The organism is Nocardia sp. NPDC052254 (genome assembly GCF_040679495.1).
Taxonomy (GTDB): domain Bacteria; phylum Actinomycetota; class Actinomycetes; order Mycobacteriales; family Mycobacteriaceae; genus Nocardia.
This window is the reverse complement of record NZ_JBFAUW010000007.1, coordinates 218,788-239,652: the sequence shown is the minus strand read 5'-3', so window position 1 is coordinate 239,652 and position 20,865 is coordinate 218,788. Positions and strand designations below refer to the sequence as shown.

Here is a 20,865-nt window from a genome sequence, read left to right as displayed (position 1 = left end):
TGGATACGTGACAGCGACGCTGCACAAAATTCTCGCCGGCACCAGCTACCTGTACTACCAACGCCAGGTAGCCGCCGCCGATGCCACCGACCTCGGCACATCCAGCCTCGCCGACTACTACTCCACCCGAGGCGAAGCACCCGGAACCTGGCACGGCACCGGCCTTACCGCCCTCGACATCTCAGCCGGCGAACAAGTCACCGAAGACCAGATGCGGTCCCTGTTCGGCCTCGGCCGACACCCCAACGCCACGGCCATCGAATACCAAATCCTCACCGACGCGATCGGCAAAGGCGCCAACCCCAAAGACGCCGTGCACGCGGCCAAACAGGCCAGTCGACTCGGCAAAGCCTTCCCGGCACGCCACGGCGACAACACCTTCCGCACCCGATGCGCCCAGGCATACCGAGAACACAACCTCGCCCACGGACTCGACGCCAACGCCGCCATCGATGAAGACACCCGCGCCCGCATCCGGACCGAGGTCGCGACAACGATGTTCGTCGAGAACTACGACCGCGCACCGCTCGACGATCGTGAACTCTCCGGGTTCGTCGCCCGCATCTCACGGCCTCAATCCGCCGCGGTCGCCGGGTTCGACATCACCTTCTCCCCCGTCAAAAGCGTCTCCGCGCTGTGGGCCATCGCGCCCAAACCGATCGCCGACGCCATCCAGGCGGCTCACGATGCGGCTGTCGACGATGCCATCGCGTGGCTGGAAAACAACGCCACCTACACCCGCCTCGGCACCGGAGGGGTGCGGCAAGTCGACGTCGAAGGGCTCGTCGCCGCACGGTTCACCCACCGCGAATCACGCTCCGGCGACCCTGATCTGCACACCCATATGCTCATCGCCAACCGGGTACGCACCCTCGACGGCAAATGGCGCACCCTCGACGGCGCCCACATCTACCGCAACCTCGTCGTCGTCAGCGAGATCTACAACACCCGTCTCGAACACCACCTCGAAACCAGCCTCGGCATCGGATTCACCGAACGCCCCGCACCCATCCCCAACAAGCGACCCATCCGCGAAATCAGCGGCATTCCAAACGAGTTGATCCGGCATTGGTCGCGCCGCGACGCCGCCATCAACGACCGACTCGGCACGCTCGCGGTGTCGTTTCAACAGCAGCTCGGGCGCGAACCGACACCGAAAGAAATGTTCGCCCTCGCCGAGCGCGCCACCCTCGAAACCCGCCCCGCCAAACACCTCTCCCGCTCCTACGCCCAACAACGCCACGACTGGCACACCGACGCAGCAACACTCCTCGGCGGAACAAAAGCTCTCCAGGACACCACCTCTTCGGTGCTCCATCGCCCTACAGGTGCGCGCCCGACGATCGACGAGGCATGGATTTCCCGCACCGCCGACGAGGTCGTCGCCATCGTTTCCGGGCAGCGTTCGGTGTGGCAACACCACCACATCCGTGCCGAAACCGAACGTCAAACCCGCGGCCACATCCACCCGACACAATGGCCGAACGTGGTCGAAGCCGTCGTCCGCGAAGCACTCTCGCCCACAAAATCTCTCGCCCGCAGCGACCCGGACATCACCGCCGAACCCGTCCTCCAGCACCCACCGACAGCCTTGCAACGCCGCGACGGAACCAGCGTCTACACCGTCCCCGGCAGCCAGACCTACACCTCCGCACGCCGACTCGGCACCGAACAACGCCTCCTCAACCTCTCGATACAACCCGGCGCCCGCACCCTCGCACCCGATCTGATCGCCGACGCGATTCACACCTACAACACCGATCCCGCCAACCACGGCAAGCCGTTGAACCCCGGATAGATCACCGTCGTCACCGAATTCGCGACCTCGCCCCTGCGCATCGCGGGCGCGAACGCGCCCGCCGGCACCGGCAAAACCACCGCCATGCGCGTGCTCATCAACGCCTGGCACGTCTCCGGCGGCACCGTCTTCGGACTCGCCCCCACCGCCGCCGCAGCCGCAGTGCTCGCCGAAACCACCGGCATCCGAGTCGAAACCGTCGACCGCCTCCTGTACGTCCTCGACCAACACACACCCGGCGCTCAGCCGATCACCGACTCCGCATACCCGCCGCCGCTACCGGAATGGCTGCTACAGATCGACGCCCGCACACTCGTCGTCCTCGATGAACACGTCAAACTCGGCGACGACAAACGGCTACGACTGTTCGAATTCCTCACCACCCGCGACGCCACCATCCGCTGCCTCGGCGACACCGCCCAACTTCCCTCCATCGAACCGGGCGGCACTGCCACCGACCTCACCGCGGCAAATACGGTCACCATGACCGACGTCGTCCGTTTCGCCGACCCCCACGAAGCGGCCGCGAGTCTCGCCCTACGCCAGGGTGATCAATCCGGCCTCGGCTACTACCTCGACCACCAGCGCATCCACTCCGGCACCCCCGCCGCTATCGCGGACAAGACGTACATGGCATGGTTCGCCGACCACCACGCCGGACGAGACACCCTCATGCTCGCCCCCACCCACGACCTCGTCACCGAACTCAACACCCGCGCCCGCACCGACCGCCTCACCCGCACCACCACACCCGTCGACGCAGAAATCGTTGTCTCCGACGGGCAACGCGCATCGGTCGGAGACGTCATCTGCACCCGCCGCAACAACCCCCGCCTGCGCCTCGGCGAGAGCGACTGGGTACGCAACGGCTACCGCTGGACAATCACTGCCATCCACCGCGACGGCAGCCTCACCGCCACACACCTGCGCGCGGGGCAACAACTCGGTGCCGCCACCGTGCTGCCCGCCCACTACGTCGCCGAACACGTACGCCTCGGCTACGCCATGACCATCGACTCCGCCCAAGGCATCACCGTCGACACCTGCCACACCGCACTCACCGGCAACGAATCACGCAACCAGTTCTACGTCGCCATGACCCGCGGCATCCACGCCAACCACGCCTACATCCCCACCACCCTCAAGTGCAGCGAACACTCCTACTGGACCGAACCCGCCGTCCTTCCCCACACCAGCACCGAAGTCATTCAACACATCCTCGCCCGCGACGCCACCCACACCAGCGCCCACGCCGACCTCCGCGGCACCCTCAACCCCCACAAACGACTCGGCCGCGCCGTCGACACCTACCACGATGCCCTCGGCCTCACGATCGAAAACGTCCTCGGCGAAGAAGTCCTGGACCGACTCGATCACGCCGCAGAACAGCTATTACCAGGACTTACCCACGCACCCGCCTACCCAGTACTACGCCAGCATCTCGCCGCCCTCGCCATCACCGGACACGACCCAGTCCGCGCACTCCAACGAGCAGCAAATGAACGCGAACTCGACACCGCACGCGACCCGGCCGCCGTCCTCGACTGGCGCCTCGACGCCACGAGGGCGCATTCCACCAGCGCGGGGGCGCTGCCCTGGACGCGCGCGATTCCGCTCGAACTCCGCAACGACGAGGCGACGCAACAGCTCCACGCCCGGGCCCGCATCATCACCACACTGACCCACCAGATTCACACCGACACTCAGGCATGGACACCAGCAACGGCACCCACATGGGCACACTCACTACTCCAAAATCGCTACCTCACAGCACAACTCGCTGTATGGCGAGCCGCCCACCACATCCCCGACACCGACCTACGCCCCACCGGACCACGCCGCTACCCAACCACCGAACGCCACTACCAACACCGGCTCGACACCCAAGTCACCGACGCCCTGGGCGATCTTCACACCGCCACCCACACCTGGTCCGCCCTCGCCAAGCGCATCGACACCCGGCTCACCACCGACCCATGGTGGCCCGTCCTCGCCCGACACCTCGACACCGCCGCCGACGCCGGCCACGACATCCAAGCCCTCCTCACCACCGCAGCCACGCAACGCCCGCTCCCTGACGACATGCCCGCCGCCGCCCTCTGGTACCGACTCGACCTCACCAGAGAAGCCGACGCAGAACCGTCACCACACGCTCGGGCGATCCAAGACGCCATCGATATCGCCCAACCAGAGGAAATCGAATTCGATGGCTTCAGGCCAGAACTGCTCGACCACGCGGAACCGGACACCGGCGCCGAGCCTGGCTACGATCTCGATCTCTAGAGACCCACGTCATCAATCAGCGGCACCGTGTGTGGGTGCATTGTGGTCCGATGAGCGGCTCATTCGATGCACTCGGTGGTCCGCGCTGGAGATCTCGACTGGCGCGGTGCCGTTGTAGGTCGCATACGCGGCCGCTGTCGAGAACCGTGTCGCAAGGCCGGTGCGGCCGACCAGCCGAGCTGCCAGTACCGGGCCGATGCCGTCAATGATCCGCAACCGAACGGGAAGTCGCCCGGACGCAGTCAGCTTGGTATGGGTGACAGACATGGGGCGATCTGGCGGATGAATTCTGCTCCGGGCCTACCGGTTTGATGCGGGTACCGCTGTCGCTGGTGTTGTCAGAGGCGACTCGTATCCTGCTGTTCATGGCAACGCGAAACCTGGCAACCAGGCTTCAGGCACTGATCGACGAGGCAGCGAACCTTGAGGCATTAGCAGACAAGATTCAGTGCGCCGACGAGGCTGCCGGTTTAGCAGCTGCCAGGACGTTATCGACGGAATACAGGAGTTGGTACAGCACCGCCTTGAGCCTTGTTTCCGACGACCTACGGGATCGGTTCCGTGCAGAATACGAAGGTGGCACGTGGACATATAAAATAAAATCATTTCTCGAAAAGTCACGCGAGCCGAACCCTTTCTATAATCCCGACCAAACCGCATCGGGCCTTAACTTCACCTTTTGGATGTGCCCGGTGAAAGAAAAATTCACCTCCCCTTTCCGGCAGCAGGTTAATTATCTCAGCGAGACACTTGCCCGAATTGGTTCAAACTCATCATCTGCGACGGCATTGGATTTTCTAGAAGGTGCGTCCAGGAAGCTTCCAGTCACCTTCGCACTCCTGACCACGGGCCACAGGGGGCGGACCGGCATTAGCGTAGACGATGAGTACGACGTGCAGCATATCCTACATGCGCTTCTCGTATTACACTTCGAGGAAGTCGAACCCGAGGAGCCTACCCCTAAAATGGCTGGCGCGTCGTCACGACTCGACTTCTTACTCAAACAGGAACGGGTTGCAATAGAAACGAAGATGATCCGACCGGGCCTGACCAGGAACAAACTTCGTAGCGAACTGGCTGACGACATAGTGTATTTCCGCGCCCATCCGCATGTAGATTCGCTCTTTATCTTAATCTACGATCCGTTGCGCAAAATTACAAATCCTACCGGATTTGAAAACGATTTAAACTCCGACTACGATGATTTCAAAATAAGCGTTGTGATTGCTTCTTAGGTATCCAACAATTCACGAAACCACATAGTAACAGGAAGACAGGCGTCGACCTACCCACGGCTATCGCTGAACGCATCTGATTGCAGACTAAGCAGCGAGGGCTGAGTTCCGATGCCTACACATGACCTGCGGTAACACTCGCCCAGGCAGAGCACAGGCGGCGCTGCCACCAGAACCACAAGCGCCGATCCAAACGCTACCCGACCAGGTTTCCAACACTGGAATGGGACAAATGCCAATTGCCGCACATCAAGGCTCGCGAGAAGACTATTCGTCTACCTCGGAAAGGCCGGGATGGCCCTTCGACGTTCGGTGGTCGAGATCGAGACTGAGCCTGGATGTTGCGCTACCGCCAGTGATGGTCCCGGGGTGCAGCCGCTGCCGAGCCGCAGTCGGCGAAGATCCACTCGAACGCTGACGTATCGACAACGCCGGAGGCGACGACATTGAGGGCGATCCCGGCGCTGGCCCACTCGGTGGTCGGGGCGACCCCACACACCCGGCGATTCAACGCCCGCTTGGCAATCCCGTAGCCACCCTCCGGGCAACCCACGGCCGGATCGGCGGCCAGATATCTCACAGCGGCCGTCTCGTTGCAGTCGAGGTGAGCCTCCATGATTCGACCGTCAGCGGCGCCAGCAACGACGTCGAGGACGCACCCACCGCCTGAGGAGCGGCCCTGCGCGCCAGCAACGGACGCAGCCCTTGCAACGTCGCTACCGCACCACAGTAACTCGGCTCCAGCAGAAGGGTTTTCCCGCCGCCCATGATCGCCAGTACCGCATCGATCGGACGGAACTAATCTCCTGGTTGACGAGGGACCGTCGCCCGTTCGGCGTAGGCAAATTGGCGTGGACCTCGGCATTGTCAAGATCGCAGCCGATCACCTCAGCACGACCGCGCTCGCAAAGCACCGACGCAGTCGCCGCACCGATTCCGGAAGCCGAACCAGTAACCACATAGGTCGGCCCCGCAACACCTCTGCGCGAAGTCATCGCGTCCTACCTACCCGCCCAGTCTCCTGGCTCGGCCACCAGTGCCGGGATACGCCATCACCGGACCTGTTGGGTCCAAGGCACTTTCGCTTGACATCAACTGCGAGTGTTCTTATCTTAGGGATGTCGCGCCCGTCAACTGCGGGCACTGCACACTGGGAACCGTCCGAGTGGCCCTCAAGAGGGCCGGGGAGACGGCCGGGCAAAGCAGTTAATGCTGTGATGCCCTGCCGGTCACCGCGTGCTGTGCATCAATGGTGACGAGACGCAGCGCGGACGATGCAATGCCCCCGCGTGCCGCCGATGAGCGGGCAGGGCTTCCGGACTTAGCCGGAATGACCTCGTGGCAAGCAGGTTTGGAGCCATCATGGCGACACCCATTTTCTCCGACTCCGGCGACTCGCAGCACGAGTCAAATCCGCCTAAGCAGGACATGGTTCCCGGTGCCGTGGAGACGGTCTCGCTCGATGTCGGCGGAGAGCCATTGGAAGTAGTGAATTTCCACAGCACACTGCCGATTCCGACTACTGCGAAGGACCGCAGTACTTTCGTTCGCGCGGCGGAAGCCGTGGGATTGCTCGACGAAGATGGTCAGCACGCGATGGCGCGGGCGCTGGTGCGGCCGGAAGCGGCGGCGCCGTTGATCAAGAATGGCCTGCTGGTTACCGAGACGGTCGAGAAGGCGACTCTCAGCCAGGTTCCCGGACATGTGTGGACAACGGAATTGTGGCCATTGCTGCAACCTCGGACCGAAGCCGAGTCGCTGACCGTGTCTCGGCCGAAGGTGCGCGGCACTCTCGACAGTGCCGGTAACCCGCTGGCCGAGCTGGCGCTCACGTTCAAGGACGTGCAACACCTCGCTGACTACATGCACCAGACGATCGTTCACACACGCCGGACTGGGAACGACTACGCGCCATCGATCCTAGCGAGACGCGTCGGCAGGCCAGTCCTGGCGCATGCCGTGCGGCTGGAATTCGAGGACGGTTCCCAACCGTTCCAGGTCTTGGCCGTGCGAGATGGCTTGACTCGGCTCGTCTGTGCGATCGCAGCCCGCTTGGGCGATAATGCTACTCCGGACGAAATTGCTGCCCGAATGATCAGCGATCTGCTCGCCACAGCACCCCCGAGGGCCGGCAAGGCGCCCGATGCCTCGCAGGATCACGCTCGCGGTCGCGAACGGGTAGCCAACGAGCTGCGGGCCCGCTTCACTGCTGGGGTCGCGACCGGATCCCCGACCGAGGAAGCGGTACGGATTGGGCAGACGTTCACGCTTCCGGCGCAGATCTATGTCGAAGTCAAGGCGACACCGACAGCGATGCTGCCAGCGGATGAGGTATTCGCTGAGGCGATCAGAGCGGTCGTCGGCTCCATCCACACGGAGTTCCGTAGCTGGGACACCGCCGCGCAGGCCATCGACGTCGGTGAGAGAGCGCTAGTACGCGCCCAGCACACCGGTCATCTCGAACAGGACGTAGTCAAGCTCGCGACAGGGGTGCTTGGCCCGGAGTACACAAGTCGAGTGTTCGGCGACAACACCATCCCCAACACCGCCCTCTGGCGCGCAATCTATTTGATCAGCACTGTTTCTCAGCCCAAAGCATACGAGGCACTCAAGAACCAGCTCCGGTCGTTGCTCGGAATGACCAAGATCCACAACAAGCGGTTCGCCGGCTATCTCGGGCCGTTGGTCGACATTCCATGGCGATCCACCAAGGGCCGTAGCCTCCAGCCAGCTCGGCGCGCATGGAGCAGCGGTGGTCCGATCCCATTCACCCTGTTCGGGACCGATTGGGAGCCAGTGCCGACGGATGATTTCCTCTCCCTGGTACCACGGTCACTGGACGGCGACGCAAATGCTCGACGAACCCTCCAGGTAGCCGGTGGTGTCGCCCTGGTTGCCGACCGGCTGCTCGCCAGCAACATCGGCAGTGCTCTGCACTCCGGCACAGTCCCGTTCCGCGCCGAGCCCAACGACATCATCGCGAAGTTGAGTGCACCGGACAACGTCGTCGGCCTCTATCAGCTCGCCTACGCTGCCAAAATGTTCCGGTCCGACCAGCCAGCAGTAAACTCCTTCAGCGAAAGGGACTTTCGGGATCAGGGCAACCTCCCTGCCGACATCTATACGGTGCCATCGGTCGATCCTGCGGACCCGAGCCAAGTTCTCCTCGATGCCGCCGGGCAGCCCCGACCGCTGACCCAGTTCGAAGTCGTGCGCATTTCTGACCCCGTACGTGCTGCCCAAGCCGTCGCTGAGGCTGGTGTGGAGAGCCAAGAGGGCTACACGATGCCGCAGAGCCCAGAAGCCCAGGCCAAAACCCTCAGGCAAAAACTGAGGACCGACTTGGAAATCGTCGACGACACCCTGTCCAGTCTGCTCGGACTTGCCGGGGGCGGGTCGGTGCTCGGCACTTGGGGCGACTGGTCTGAAATATCAACTCGGGCACAGAAGATCAGTTCACAGATTACCGTTCACGAACCTCCGGAGGAAGACGACCACCACTCGAGCGAGACCGACAACGACTACGACGATGAGCTGACCGAGGACTAACAGAGTGATTGCGGATCCCCGCAGATCTGCAGGGATCCGCAATCCGACGCCGTCGTGACCGACGAAACCGAGACGAACTCGCGGCTCCGTCTGACCGTCAGGCTGCACAGTTGGCCAGCGCTAATCGACTCGATCACCGACCGGAGGTTTTGTGCATCCCAGCCGTGCAGGTCACCATGACCTGCCTACCTCTTCGTGCCGCAGCCTCTAGAGCATTACGGCGTGGCGTGGCCCGCAGGCCAGATCTACGTTCCGCCGCTGTGTGATGCTTCTGGCCCGACGGTGAAGCCGGCGCCGCGGACGCGGTAGACCACGTCGCGGCGGCCGAGTTCTCTTCGATTAGCGTCTACATCCGCTCGGGCGCGGCGATTCCCAGCAATCCGAGCCCATGGGACAGTGTGGCCGCTGTGAGCCGACACAACGCCAGCCGGTTGCCCCGCACAGGTTCGTCCGCACTGAGGACCGGGCAGTTGTCGTAGAACGTGGTGAAGTCGCGCGCCAGCTCGTACAGATATCCGCACAATCGGTGTGGTTCGAGAGTTTCGGCGACCTCGCGGACGGTCGAGCTGTAGGCGTCGAGTTCCAGGGCGAGTGCGCGTTCGGCCGGTTCCAGCACCAGGTCGACATCGACGAGCGGTACCGGTTCGCCCGCCTTGCGCAGGATCGAACGGATCCGAGTGTGGGCGTATTGGAGATACACCGAGGTGTTTCCGTTGAACGCGATCATGCGGTCGAGGTCGAAGGTGTAGTCCTTGACCCGCGAGGTCGACAGATCGGCATACTTCACCGCACCGATCCCCGCCTGTTCGGCGATCTTGTCCAGCTCCGCCGAGTCCAGATCAGGGTCCTTCTCGGCCACCACGGCACGAGCCTTCGCGAAAGCATCGTCGAGCAGGTCCATCAATCGAACGGTGCCACCGGCGCGGGTCTTGAATGGCTTACCGTCGGGACCGAGGACCGTGCCGTAGGCGATGTGCTCGGCATCGATCTCATCGGTGAGCCAGCCCGCGCGCCGTGCGGTTTCGAAGATCAGCTGGAAGTGCAGGGCCTGCCTCGAATCGGTGACATACAGCAGCCGTTGCGCACCCAACTCGGTGATTCGATAGCGGATCGTGGCGAGATCGGTTGTGTCGTAACCATATCCACCGTCTCGCTTACGTACCATCAGTGGCACCGGCCGGCCGTCTGGACCGTTCACTTCCTCGGAGAACACGACCAGCGCACCGTCGCTCTCGACCGCGATCCCCTTGCCGACCAACTCGTCGATCGTGTCCACCAGCATCGAGTTGTAGAACGATTCCCCCACCGAATCCTCGGCTGTCAGCAGCACCCCGAGCCGGGCGTAGATATCAGCGAACGCCCGCTCCGACTCCGACACGATCTCGCGCCACCGTGCGAGTGTCGCCGCATCACCGGCCTGCAACGCCACCACCCGTGCCCGCGACCTATCCGCGAACGCCGAGTCGACATCGAACTCCTTACGCGCCGCCTTGTACAACGCATCCAACGCAGACACCGACGAACCGTCCTGCTCAGCGAGGTCTTCATGGCGCCAGCGAGCATCCGGATGCTCATCCAAGTACTGGATCAGCATCCCAAACTGAGTTCCCCAATCCCCCAAGTGATTCTGGCGAACCACATCCGCACCCAGAAATCCCAGCACGCGGGCCAGGCTGTCACCGATGATCGTCGTCCGCAGATGCCCGACGTGCATCTCCTTCGCGATGTTGGGCGCCGAGTAGTCGACCACCGTCCGGCATCCACCCTCCGACGCAGCGACTCCGAGGCGATCATCGGCCAGCCGTGCCGCCACCTGTTCCCAGACTGCCGTGTCCGACACTCCGATATTCAGAAAACCCGGCCCGGACACATCCACCGAAACCACCGGCACCCCAGTCAATTCCAGACTCGACGCGAGGTCGGCCCCGAGTTCGATCGGCTTGGCCTTCACCCGCTTGGCCAGAGCAAGAGCGACATTGGACTGGAAATCGGCGTGCGCGGATCGTCGGACAACCGGGTCGGCCCCTGCCACGTCGGGTCGGACCACACTGACCGCACGAGACACGGCATCAGCGACAAGGTCGATCAACGGCAGAACCCCGGTTTGGGCCACGGGAAAAATCCTCCTGAATAGTAGGGATGAGCCAGTATCCCAGGCCGGCAAGCAGCAGGCCCGTCGACCTGTCAGCTCTGTTGCGGTCGATCCGTCGGTTTGCAGATGTGTGTGCCGTCGATGTCGCTGATGGATCCTTCGGCCATCAGTTCGCTCAACCCGCGCGCGAGTGTCGACCGCAAGTGCGCGCCGTCGTCGTATCCCAGGAAGTCCTTTCCAGCCGCGCTCGCACAACAGACGACGGCGCGGCTGATATCTGACATGCTCACGACCGCATCCGGAGTCATTGCCAACGCGAGCCGTGCCAGCGCTGCTTCTGCTTCCTGCAGGTGCATGCGATACCGAGTGGTGTTGCCACCAAGAAAGATGTGCGGACTGGTGAGGGCGTTGAGCAGCAGGCGCGCTCCAAATCGAGGGGAGTTCAGAAATGCGGGTTCAGCCACGACTGGAACTGCACGGATTGTTCCGTCCTCGTAGTCGAAGCATCGCAGTGCGATGGCGTTGTGGACGTCGTCGAAGGTGGCGAACAGCTTCGTCTCGTAGGCGACTTCGGTATCCAGGTTGAGCCCGAATCGATCGTGGAGGGCGCAGACCTCTGCGATGAGCCGGCTCATTCGTGTCGCCGGAAGTCGTTGAGGACCGATCAGGACGAGATCCAGGTCCGATGTCGCCGTGCCGGTCCCGGTGGCGTGCGAGCCGTAGACCAGCCCATATCCCTGGCGGCCGACGTAGTCGCGGCGGATGCGGCAGGCCTGTTCCACTGCGGCGAGAATGCTCATGGCTGCCGCCGCGGGATGTGGCAGACGGGGTGACCGCTGCGCCGGAAATGGATGACGTGAGCCCCGCTCGGCAGGGCGACCGAACCGTCAGACAGCGCGTAGTGATCGATGAATTCCTCGATCTCCGCACGGACTTGCGGGTCTCGGACGAGTGCCGGATAGCTCTTCAGATGCACAGCCAGGAACCATCGCAATGCCGCTTCCCGGCTGGGTGCTACGGCGGATCCACCACAGCGCGTGTGCGACAGAACGCCATCCCCACGGTCCTCGGCGGCACGTAGCCCGTCGAGCAGGAGGTTCAGCGTATAACTGCGCCCGCCCTCGGGAAATGGCGAGACTCGTTCCCACAGTCGAGTGACAAGCCGCTGTTCGGGCGTCGCGGCGTCGAAGTGCAGAGCTATGAAATGTCCTTGCGGTGCAAGTAGTTTCACCATGTCTCCGACAAAATGCCTGGCTCGCTCACGAGCCAGGTCGACGTCCTCGCGAGGAGTGATCGCGTGCGCGGACATCTGCTCGAAGAACTCCCCTATCGGATAGCTCAACGACCAGAACGCCGCGACGACATCGAACCGCCCGTCTCGACCTTCACGCAACAACTTCGCCACCGCGTCACGAGTATCCGCCCACATCGTTTCGTCTACCGCGACGTTGTCGACCACGGCATCGATCATGGCCGCACTGTAATCACAGACCACCAACCGAGAGGCATACGCCTCCAATGCGGAAATCATTCGCCCTGTACCGCAACCGAATTCAACAATGTCCAGCGCCTGGCAGGGCGCGCCGATCGTGCGCTCGAGCAGGTCCGTGACCAGCGCTACGTCATCTCGGCCGTCGAAGTAGTGCGGCAACAACAGCTTGTCGTACACACCAGCGGACTCGTACACGGCCCGGAACTGACCGAGTTCACTCATCGCAGGCCTCCACCTGTCGGCAGAGCTCTGCCACGTAGTCCAGGACCTGGGTCATGTGACTTTCGGTCAGCCTCGGATTGTTCGCCATGAACCGCAGCGCATGCACGATCTCTCCGCGGCGAAGCACACCGTTGTCATCGGGCAGGGTGAAATGGTGGAGATACCAACGCCCGTCCTCGAGCATCCGCTGATGGACACGGGCGTTCAGCACGTTGATCTCCTCCAGGTCCGCGGAGGTGAGACACCCATCGGCGGAAACGCCGGACGGAAGACAAGCGAAGGCAACTGCCGCAAGCTCAGGTTCATGAAGGCGCCGCAACCCCGGCCGCTCATCCACCAACTCTGAAAATCGACGTGCCAGCGCGATTCGCCGATCGGCGATTTCCGCGAGTCCGGTTCGTCCGTTGGTCACCATCATCATCCACAGCTTCAACGACGACCAGTCCTTCGTGCCGATGAACGGCGTAGCCTGCCCGAAGGCAAAGTCCTCCTGCATGATCAGATCAGAGTGACTCGCGACCATGCGCAAACTGTCCGGCCGCCGAACCAGTAACGCGCTCAACCCGTATGGCACCGCCATGACCTTGTGTGGGTCGACTGTCACGCTGTCGAACAACTCGATGCCCGCCACCAGGTGACGCAGCGCGTCGCTGAATGTGGCGACCAGACCCCAACATGCATCGGCATGCAGCCAGATCGCCGGATCGGCGGCGCGAACCACGTCATGGACCTCGCGCAAATGGTCGACAGTCTGCGTACGGCTGTCGCCGGCATACGCGACCACAGCCATCACCCGACCCCGGTGCTCATCCAACGATCGCGCCAAATCGTCCAGGTCATAACGAAACCCGCGAGTCTTCACCTCGATCACACGCGTCCCGACGCCGATCCAGGCCAGCGCACTCCTCACGCTGTAATGGCCGATGCCACGAGGAACTACAACACCGAACCTCTCGACGTCAGTCACACCGCCCACCATCGTTTCCCGTGCTCGCGCTTCGCGTGCCAACAACATCGCGACGGCATTGCTCGTCGTCCCGCCGTGCGTGACCACGCCACCGACGTCCCACACCGACGACACATCGGCGACATCGGCATTGGTGTACCCGATCAACTCCCGCAACCACCGCAGTACCGCGATCTCGATGAAGGTGGCGCTCGGCGAATCGAAACTCTGATTGATCAGGTTCTGCTGCGTCAACATCGCGAGCACACCACCGACCAACGCTCCCGGATCATCACCGGTATCACCGAAACCGAGGAATCGAGGACTCGCCTCGTTCTTACACAGCGGCAGGACCTCAACAGTAAAGCGATCCAAGGCCTGCTCGACTGTCAGTCCCTCCGTCGGCAACTCGGTGACCACACGATCCCGAATCTCATCGGTCGACATCCGCCTTGCGAAAACATCAGGCTGCCTCTTGAACAGAATTCCGAGATCGAGGGCACGATGCAGCGGGGCGCTGGCCGTATCCGCGGCCCGCCATCGGTCGGGCTCGTTCGGCTTCCTCGGCATGGCTTTTTCTTTGATTCGGTGATGGAGATGCATTCTGCCCCTTTGCGTTTCGGATCTATTGGCAAGCGAGGTAACGGTGGAGCCGGCTATGGCAGTACCCAGAGGCGCTCACATGGGAGCCGCGGACACGTACGATCCGGCGGTGCGAGCGTGACGGTGTCGGGCCGGTGATAGGCAACCCAGTACTCGGCGAACCGGCGGGCCGCCGACTCGCAGGCAACGAACCTCAGTTCCTGTCCGCACAAAAGGTCGATTCGGACACGAAGTAACACATCCGGTTCGCTCGGAATCGGCGAATCGCACTCAGCTGCAGAAGATTCCGCGACTCTCATGACAGCCTGCTAGAACTCCCCGTCGCAGCGCTACCAGCTGACGGGTCAGTGGCGGTCCAAGCGCCGGCATCAAGTGCCAGGTCGTTGAGCCCGTCCAAGACGTCGAGCAAGATACCTGGACTCACGCCGTCAGGCAGCGAACCGGAGCCCTCGCGATGTGGGCGGAACGACAACCCACGCGCGGCAGCTCGTTCACGCGGACTGTCCACCGGCGGGACAATCTTGCCTGCGCGAACGAGGAAGCTGTAGGCGGTGACTTTCCGCGGGCAGTCGAAGGCACGACAACCTATGTGCTGCTGCATAATTCGACGAGCCGACTCGGCCGTGAGCGGGTGTTCGGGGTGCGAATGCGGCGGGCCCGCGGTACGCGAGTCGACAGCCGCCCAGGTAGCGGGAGGACTGACCGTCTCGAGGTCGAGCATCTCGCACACCCGGCTCGGTGTGTGATCGACGGTCTCGAGGTCGTAGACGATCAGGGCGGCCGCGCTCGAGCCCGCCGCGATTCCGAGCGCGTAACCGACTGGGTCGATGATCTCCGCAGGCGCTCGCACAGTGGAGGTGTAGGCGTAGCCCATTTTCTCGGCGTGGCGGCGGACTTTGTCGGCATGTTCCGGCAGTCGCAGTCCCGATACGTCAACGCGTACCAATCCGACTGCTCGTGGTTGCTGCTGTGCTGCCATACAGGCACTTTCGCCCGAGCCCAAGTCACCTTTCGTCCCACCGCATGAGCTGTTTCGGCTCATAGAGTCTCTTTTGGTCGCATTCTCGGTAGGATCCCTCTGGTATCGCACACACCCTCGGTGCAGGAGGTCAGGCGGTTCGACCATGACCATCGCCCTCAAGGTCCTTCTCCAAGACCAGCGCTTGCATGAACACTCCGCCTTCTCAGCGGAGTACAAAAGGCACGCCACAGCACTGGGATTGGACAGAAACGCGGCGACCCCGCCAACAAAGGGCCAGTACTACAAGTGGCTCGCCGGAACCCTCAACAGCGTTCCACGAGGCCATCACTGCCGCGTCCTGGAAAGCATGTTTCCGGGTTGGACAGCGGAGGATCTCTTCTCCTCGACCGAGCTGGTCGCCGACCGTTTGAAACGGCTGTCCCGCAATAGTTTCGGCCGAGGACAGCTTGTCGATTCCGTCTCAGCGGCCCTACAGTCGCGAGACATCAGCGTGACGGGCTGGGGCCTCGCTCGTCTACCGGCGGCAGTTGGCACCGGCGCACCGCAATTGCCCGATGCCGTGGGCGATTTCGACGCAGCTGATCTCCCTCCAGATGCAAGGCGGATCGGTAAGAAGCTTGCAGCACTCGCTCAGGTTCTTCGACTCAGCCCAACGGAGACGGTCCAGCTGGCCGGCTTGGTGGGCAACGTGGTGGAGTTGGAAGTTCGAATTGAAATCCACATCGACGGCAACGGCGGCTCCCGACTGGTCTATACCCACGACCTGTTCAATATGTCCGGCGAGCCACTGACCCGCGTCGCCCGCCAGCTATGGTTCGAGCACGCCGCACCGAACGGCCTGCGCATCGAACCTCTCCGCCGAGATCACCGCCAAATCTCCATCGACCGCACCCACAATGCGGGCCCCACGATGGCCAAGTTCTCCTGCCAGGTTTCGCCTGCGATCCAACCCGGCGAGACCGGGGTGATCAGCTACACGTGCACTGGTGGCCAGTTCATCGACGCCTTCTACTGGCGGCAAGACATCCTCCGATTCACCCGGCGCTTCACGATTGTGATGCGCCAGGCAGGCGGGCACCGGCTCGTCACCTGCACCGGCGAGCAAGTACAACCGAACGGTCTGATCAACAGCGCGACCGAGGACCTACTGTGGGATTACGACGGCGACGACATCGTGGTCACGCTGACCAGAGACTATCTGCGACCGAACGAATCGGTGACGCTACGTTGGGAGACCAATCGTGACCAGGCAACTGCGTGACGCCGCCGAGCACGTTCTACGCGCCTGGAACCGATATGAGATCGAACGAGGCGCGCACCCCGTCATCGACTACGACTGCTCGCCCACAACCTCGGACGTCCCGGCAGTCGACAACAGGCTCGAAGCCCTGCAACGGCTGTCGGAAATCAAGGCTGAAGCCGCAGCGACCGGCGACACCGCCCTCGCTACCAGAATCGACGCAGACATCGCCTACTGCGCCGCACTGCTCGGTGAGCATGACTCGCTCGATCGATACGTTCTCCGCACTCAGGGATGCCAGCCCCAGGGATGGTCGGGTGAATACGTCCAGCAACATCTCGAGCGAGCACAACACTGCTTGGCCGCACTCGGCATCGACTGGGGTCCCAAGACCCTGGCCGACTTGATGGAAGCCGAAGGCCCACTCGATGTCTCGGACAGTGCGGACGCGATCCGCGAAGCCGCGGCCGACCTCGAACCGAGCGTCCGCACGGCAACAGGGTCGACCGCGGACTACGACCTCACCATCGAATCCGTCGACGTCGATGCCTACTGGAGCTACTGGCTCGACGGCGCCGGCCAGAAACCCCGACTGCGAATCAACCTCCGAAACGCCCGCTTCACCGAGGTCGTAGCCCGCCAATTCGCACTCCACGAAGTACTCGGCCACGCACTGCAATTCGCAAGCATCTCCGCACGATGCGCCCAAGAAGACGTGCCGTGGATCCGCCTATGCTCGGTGCACTCCCCGAACCAAGTCCTGTTCGAAGGGCTCGCCCAGGCGATGCCATTGTTCGTCACCCCCGACGACCACGACCTCACCGCCCGAGTGCGATTGGACCATTACCACCAACTCATTCGCGGCCAGTTGCACCTCGCGCTCGCAGCCGGAGAGCCCATCCTCGACCTCGCCGAACGTGCCCGACGCAGCGTGCCGTACTGGACTGATTCCCAGATCGCGGACTTGCTCACCGACCGCGGCGCAAACACCCTGTTGCGGTCATACATGTGGTCATACTCCGCCGGAATAGACTGGTTCGTTCGCCTTGCTGACACCCCCGGCGCGCCAGCAGAGCAAGTCCTCCACGCCGTCTACCAGGCACCGCACACCCCCGACGAACTAATGACGTATTGGCCTGAGGGCCCGACCATCGGGGCCGAGTGATCACGGGCAATCGGCCCATTTTGATTCAGGCTCGCCAGCGCGACTGTAACTGCACGACGGACCAGAAGGCAGACCACTCGAAATCGTGCGTGTTGACTGGAATACCGACATTCGGTTCGACAACTTCGCGAACTGCCACTGCGCAGTGACACCAAATCTGTTGTAAGCCAACATGTAACGAGGTCGACGACCTCCGCTTGGTATTTTCCGACTTCCAGGTTCAGGTTGTGCGTTCGCTCAATTTGTCCATGCCGCAGCAAGGTTTGCGAGCGGTGCAGGATCCGTAGGGGCGATGTATCGGTAGCTCTGGGGTGGCCGGAAGCTAGCGTGAGTGCGCAACCAATTGAGCGTCAGCGGTTCTGGCAGAGCTCGGGGAGCGGCGATCGAAAGTGCTGTGGCTTGTTCGGCGCCAGCGAAATAGTCGGAAAACTCGCGTCGCGACAGGCCCACGCTGTCGCGGTATCGGCGCCAGATCGTCGCCGGGCTGGCGGTGTCCCGATCCTTCAGCGTGGCGACACCTACGACGGCCATCATCGGGGAGCTGGCGTAAAGAACGAGCAGCGTACCGGGGACTGCCGATACGCGGGTCCGCCGCAACTCGACCGTCTTCGTGCCATCGAGAATCGCCTGCGCAAACCTGGGGCGAAGCGACAACAGGAGGGGGCGTGGCTCCGCCAGAAGTTCGCCTTCGGGTGCTGGTGTCGCAGTCATGGCTCGAACCTTATCCATGGACGGTGCATCGAACACACATTCGATACGTGGCCTTTGGATGTTACTGGAGGTGTTCGGTTCCAGCCTGATATAGGGCGGCGAAGAGTTGTGGATTGATGCGCTGAGGGCCATAGAACGTCTTCGGCCCTCCATGCTGCTCGCGGAGTCGGTCATATGTTCGGTTGGAAATTGGCCTGTCGAACAACTCGGTATCGGAGAAGCGGAGGGCCTGCAGAGTCGGTCTGCCAGCTGCGAATTCCTCCAAGTCTGGCAAGTCGAGCACTCCGTAATGCCCGAGAGCGGCATGAAGCCGCGCCGGGCTCCCAACGTCGATAAGGTCTAGCAAAGACGTGCCGACAATCGCCGCGGAGGTGTAGCGAGTTTGACTGACGCGCCACACCACCCGCGCGGGGGCAGTCAGCTTGGCATCGTGGGTTCGGTAGTACACCTGTTCACGGCCCAGCGACAGTTCGACGGGGCGAGTCGTGAGCTGGATCGGATAGCCGAGAAGGTCACCGCTCCACCGGGACTGGATCGGAATGACATAGTACGGCAGAGCGGTGTCAATGAGCTTGGCCGGCCAGAGGGATCGCTCGATCTCGGCAGCCGCACGGGCCGGAAGTCCAGGCCGCAGTAGCGGTCCCGGCCCCGCGCCGACGAGTCGACGAGTCTCATTGGCAGCCTCACCTATGTCCTGACTTGTCCCGCACATAGGAACGACCCAGGCGTACCAGTCATCACCGTGATGATGGAAGGAATCTGTCGCCAACGCGCGCGTGAGGACGCCACCAACGTGTCGATCGGAGACTTCGATGACACGGGCACCTTGCTCCTGGGCAAGTCGACGTAACAACCAAAGAAGTTGGCGGGCGATAGTATCGGACAGCTGGTGACCAATCGTCCGTATCAGCGGTACGCGAAGGATCTGCCCATCAAGGCAGGCGGCATAACAGGCGATGGCAGGTTCGTCGACCGTGTGGACCAGCCACCGCGGCACTTGTTCTCGAGCGAGCGTTCGCAGTAGATCGCGCAGTTCGCCGCGTGTTTCGCCGGATGTTTTGCCGATGAATTCGAGCAGACGGTGCTCATCGTCTGCGCCAGCTCGAATTTGGTCGTATGCGCTGTTTTGCAGCCGCGCAGGCTGGTAGGCCGACGCTTGTGCAAGTTGGTCCAGGTGGGTGACAACGTGGTCCGGGTCCAGGACATGGAAGGAGGCCAGGGCCTGCACAGCCTTCTGCAGCTCTCTGAACCGCCTACGCAGGTTGTTATCCCATGTCAGCAGAACGCCGACTCCTGCGGCCACAGCCTCCGCAATTTGCCACAGATCCCCTTCGTCCTGAGCAGACAGCTGCTTGTGTCGTGTAGTCGATACGTGAATGAGCTGTGCGAATAGCTCCTCAGCTCGGCTGGCGCTAGCAGTTCGTCGTGGGTAGTGGTTCGCCGCCGCCTCCATCGAGGCTCGTTGCGTCTCAGGACGGCGAGCCAATTCGCGGTCGACAGCATTCGTGACGACCAAGCGGAGTCGACCTACCAAGTGGTCAGCGACCAGTACCTGGGATCGTTTCGCATTCGCGGAATCTGCCCGGATGTGCAAATCCATGAGGATATTCAGGTCGAGCGCCGCTTCCAGCAGGTCAGGCTCGCCGACCAAGAGCTCGGGTTCAGTGAGAAAGCTGAAAAGGTCCGCATGGCCGTGGTCCAGCCACCATACGGTCATCGGGCTCCGGTCTTTACCGCGGCCGACAGTGCGACTGCGGGCCCGGAAACCCAACTTCTCCCACATGGGGTTGAGCTCGTAGTCGTCTCGACACTTGGCGAGTATGCCCAGCTGCGACGAGTGCTTGTCCTGGATCTCGGCTACCAGTGCGCGGGCCACGCCCGACTTGCGGACCTGCGAGACTACGCACAGGTGCGACAACATGACCTGATTGTTGCGGGGCAGCCGGAAGAGGGCATATCCCACGAGCACACCGTCGATCCGTGCGTCGATCAAACCGCCCCAGTGTATGGCATCCTGAAACGCTCCGGCAGGCATCATCCCCAACGTGCGGCTGTACCGTTTGCTCAACTTGATGATCTCGTCGACGGCCGGATCCCCGGGCCCCACCTCGCTGATCCTGAGCGTCCCCATAAGACGTCGATTCTACCGGCTATCTCGCCGCCAAGCATGGGATCCGACTCTGCCGCAACCAATTTCGAACCAGCATCGATTTGCTTCGTTCGTAGGTGTCGCAAGAGCGGACGCAGCGTTCGCGTATTTCGTCGGTAGGCGCCTCGATCGACCGTAAGTGCTGGGGAACGATGAGAAGTCTCGCGTAAGTCGAGGTGGCCAATACCTACTTACCACGATTGGTCTTCCGCCCGTAAGGCCTGTCTAATCAAGATTCGACATACCACTTTCATTACCAACGCAAAAATGTCACGCTTGAGTAGAACTGGCGCACGCGAGGACTCGATCACTCAAATTTGAATCGAGGCTCATTGTGGCGCATACTGCAAGTTCCGACGACGGGCACCGTCTGACCGGTCTCGACATCTCGGCGGCCC

Annotated in this window: 15 protein-coding genes; 6 read left to right on the top strand and 9 right to left on the bottom strand. The window is 62.4% G+C overall.

The window, feature by feature from the left end:
- Positions 1 to 7: 7 nt before the first annotated feature.
- Together mobF and AB0L57_RS19905 are read left to right on the top strand one after the other, a co-directional pair.
- Entirely contained in the window at positions 8 to 1,798 is a 1,791-nt protein-coding gene (gene mobF / locus AB0L57_RS19910) for a MobF family relaxase (RefSeq protein ID WP_364964036.1), read from the top strand.
- The gene (locus AB0L57_RS19905) at positions 1,799 to 4,081 is read left to right on the top strand and encodes an AAA family ATPase (RefSeq protein WP_364964324.1); all 2,283 of its coding nucleotides are present in this window, start codon (positions 1,799 to 1,801) and stop codon (positions 4,079 to 4,081) included.
- Positions 4,082 to 4,093: 12 nt separating this feature from the next.
- Here the strand turns inward: AB0L57_RS19905 and AB0L57_RS19900 are convergent, their stop codons facing one another.
- A complete protein-coding gene (locus AB0L57_RS19900) occupies positions 4,094 to 4,348 on the bottom strand; it encodes a transposase (RefSeq protein ID WP_364964034.1) in 255 nt (84 codons plus the stop codon).
- Between the two features lie 98 nt (positions 4,349 to 4,446).
- Here AB0L57_RS19900 and AB0L57_RS19895 point away from each other — a divergent pair, with 98 nt between their 5' ends.
- Positions 4,447 to 5,316, top strand: coding sequence for a hypothetical protein (locus AB0L57_RS19895; RefSeq protein ID WP_364964031.1), 870 nt, complete (start codon positions 4,447 to 4,449; stop codon positions 5,314 to 5,316).
- Between the two features lie 346 nt (positions 5,317 to 5,662).
- Here AB0L57_RS19895 and AB0L57_RS19890 read toward each other — a convergent pair whose 3' ends face one another.
- Complete coding sequence (locus AB0L57_RS19890) at positions 5,663 to 5,932, bottom strand: hypothetical protein (RefSeq protein ID WP_364964028.1); 270 nt, start codon at positions 5,930 to 5,932, stop codon at positions 5,663 to 5,665.
- A 746-nt stretch (positions 5,933 to 6,678) separates the two neighbouring features.
- On the opposite strand from AB0L57_RS19890, the gene AB0L57_RS19885 reads away from it, so the two are divergent.
- Complete coding sequence (locus tag AB0L57_RS19885) at positions 6,679 to 8,865, top strand: hypothetical protein (RefSeq protein WP_364964026.1); 2,187 nt, start codon at positions 6,679 to 6,681, stop codon at positions 8,863 to 8,865.
- Between the two features lie 346 nt (positions 8,866 to 9,211).
- Here the strand turns inward: AB0L57_RS19885 and argS are convergent, their stop codons facing one another.
- The 5 genes from argS to AB0L57_RS19860 form a co-directional block, all read right to left on the bottom strand.
- Positions 9,212 to 10,978, bottom strand: coding sequence for an arginine--tRNA ligase (gene argS, locus AB0L57_RS19880; RefSeq protein WP_364964023.1), 1,767 nt, complete (start codon positions 10,976 to 10,978; stop codon positions 9,212 to 9,214).
- A 71-nt stretch (positions 10,979 to 11,049) separates the two neighbouring features.
- Entirely contained in the window at positions 11,050 to 11,757 is a 708-nt protein-coding gene (locus AB0L57_RS19875) for a nucleotidyltransferase domain-containing protein (RefSeq protein ID WP_364964020.1), read from the bottom strand.
- Positions 11,754 to 12,671, bottom strand: a complete 918-nt coding sequence (locus AB0L57_RS19870) for a class I SAM-dependent methyltransferase (RefSeq protein WP_364964018.1) — start codon at positions 12,669 to 12,671, stop codon at positions 11,754 to 11,756. Before AB0L57_RS19870 ends, AB0L57_RS19875 begins: the two co-directional genes overlap by 4 nt.
- Positions 12,664 to 14,187 (bottom strand): pyridoxal-dependent decarboxylase, encoded by a 1,524-nt coding sequence (locus AB0L57_RS19865; RefSeq protein ID WP_364964015.1) that lies wholly within the window; start codon positions 14,185 to 14,187, stop codon positions 12,664 to 12,666. The genes AB0L57_RS19870 and AB0L57_RS19865 overlap by 8 nt, the downstream gene beginning before the upstream one ends.
- Before the next feature lie 328 nt (positions 14,188 to 14,515).
- Positions 14,516 to 15,199 carry a hypothetical protein gene (locus AB0L57_RS19860; RefSeq protein ID WP_364964012.1) on the bottom strand — a complete coding sequence of 228 codons (684 nt, stop codon included), beginning with the start codon at positions 15,197 to 15,199 and terminating at the stop codon, positions 14,516 to 14,518.
- 145 nt (positions 15,200 to 15,344) lie between these two features.
- Between AB0L57_RS19860 and AB0L57_RS19855 the strand changes: the two genes are divergently transcribed.
- The gene (locus AB0L57_RS19855; RefSeq protein WP_364964009.1) at positions 15,345 to 16,463 is read left to right on the top strand and encodes a hypothetical protein; all 1,119 of its coding nucleotides are present in this window, start codon (positions 15,345 to 15,347) and stop codon (positions 16,461 to 16,463) included.
- Positions 16,444 to 17,607, top strand: coding sequence for a hypothetical protein (locus tag AB0L57_RS19850; protein ID WP_364964006.1), 1,164 nt, complete (start codon positions 16,444 to 16,446; stop codon positions 17,605 to 17,607). Before AB0L57_RS19855 ends, AB0L57_RS19850 begins: the two co-directional genes overlap by 20 nt.
- Positions 17,608 to 17,844: 237 nt before the next feature.
- Here the strand turns inward: AB0L57_RS19850 and AB0L57_RS19845 are convergent, their stop codons facing one another.
- Both AB0L57_RS19845 and AB0L57_RS19840 read right to left on the bottom strand, forming a co-directional pair.
- Entirely contained in the window at positions 17,845 to 18,318 is a 474-nt protein-coding gene (locus AB0L57_RS19845) for a hypothetical protein (RefSeq protein ID WP_364964003.1), read from the bottom strand.
- Between the two features lie 61 nt (positions 18,319 to 18,379).
- On the bottom strand, positions 18,380 to 20,449 hold the full coding sequence (locus AB0L57_RS19840) for a GNAT family N-acetyltransferase (RefSeq protein ID WP_364964000.1): 2,070 nt from the start codon (positions 20,447 to 20,449) through the stop codon (positions 18,380 to 18,382).
- Between the last annotated feature and the right edge of the window lie 416 nt (positions 20,450 to 20,865).

Excerpts from the sequence above, each read along its gene's own strand:
- AB0L57_RS19900 (WP_364964034.1), bottom strand. The coding sequence starts at position 4,348 with ATGTCTGTCACCCATACCAAGCTGACTGCGTCCGGGCGACTTCCCGTT.
- AB0L57_RS19895 (WP_364964031.1), top strand. The coding sequence starts at position 4,447 with ATGGCAACGCGAAACCTGGCAACCAGGCTTCAGGCACTGATCGACGAG.
- AB0L57_RS19890 (WP_364964028.1), bottom strand. The coding sequence starts at position 5,932 with ATGGAGGCTCACCTCGACTGCAACGAGACGGCCGCTGTGAGATATCTG.
- AB0L57_RS19885 (WP_364964026.1), top strand. The coding sequence starts at position 6,679 with ATGGCGACACCCATTTTCTCCGACTCCGGCGACTCGCAGCACGAGTCA.
- AB0L57_RS19875 (WP_364964020.1), bottom strand. The coding sequence starts at position 11,757 with ATGAGCATTCTCGCCGCAGTGGAACAGGCCTGCCGCATCCGCCGCGAC.
- AB0L57_RS19870 (WP_364964018.1), bottom strand. The coding sequence starts at position 12,671 with ATGAGTGAACTCGGTCAGTTCCGGGCCGTGTACGAGTCCGCTGGTGTG.
- AB0L57_RS19865 (WP_364964015.1), bottom strand. The coding sequence starts at position 14,187 with ATGCCGAGGAAGCCGAACGAGCCCGACCGATGGCGGGCCGCGGATACG.
- AB0L57_RS19860 (WP_364964012.1), bottom strand. The coding sequence starts at position 15,199 with ATGGCAGCACAGCAGCAACCACGAGCAGTCGGATTGGTACGCGTTGAC.
- AB0L57_RS19855 (WP_364964009.1), top strand. The coding sequence starts at position 15,345 with ATGACCATCGCCCTCAAGGTCCTTCTCCAAGACCAGCGCTTGCATGAA.
- AB0L57_RS19845 (WP_364964003.1), bottom strand. The coding sequence starts at position 18,318 with ATGACTGCGACACCAGCACCCGAAGGCGAACTTCTGGCGGAGCCACGC.
- AB0L57_RS19840 (WP_364964000.1), bottom strand. The coding sequence starts at position 20,449 with ATGGGGACGCTCAGGATCAGCGAGGTGGGGCCCGGGGATCCGGCCGTC.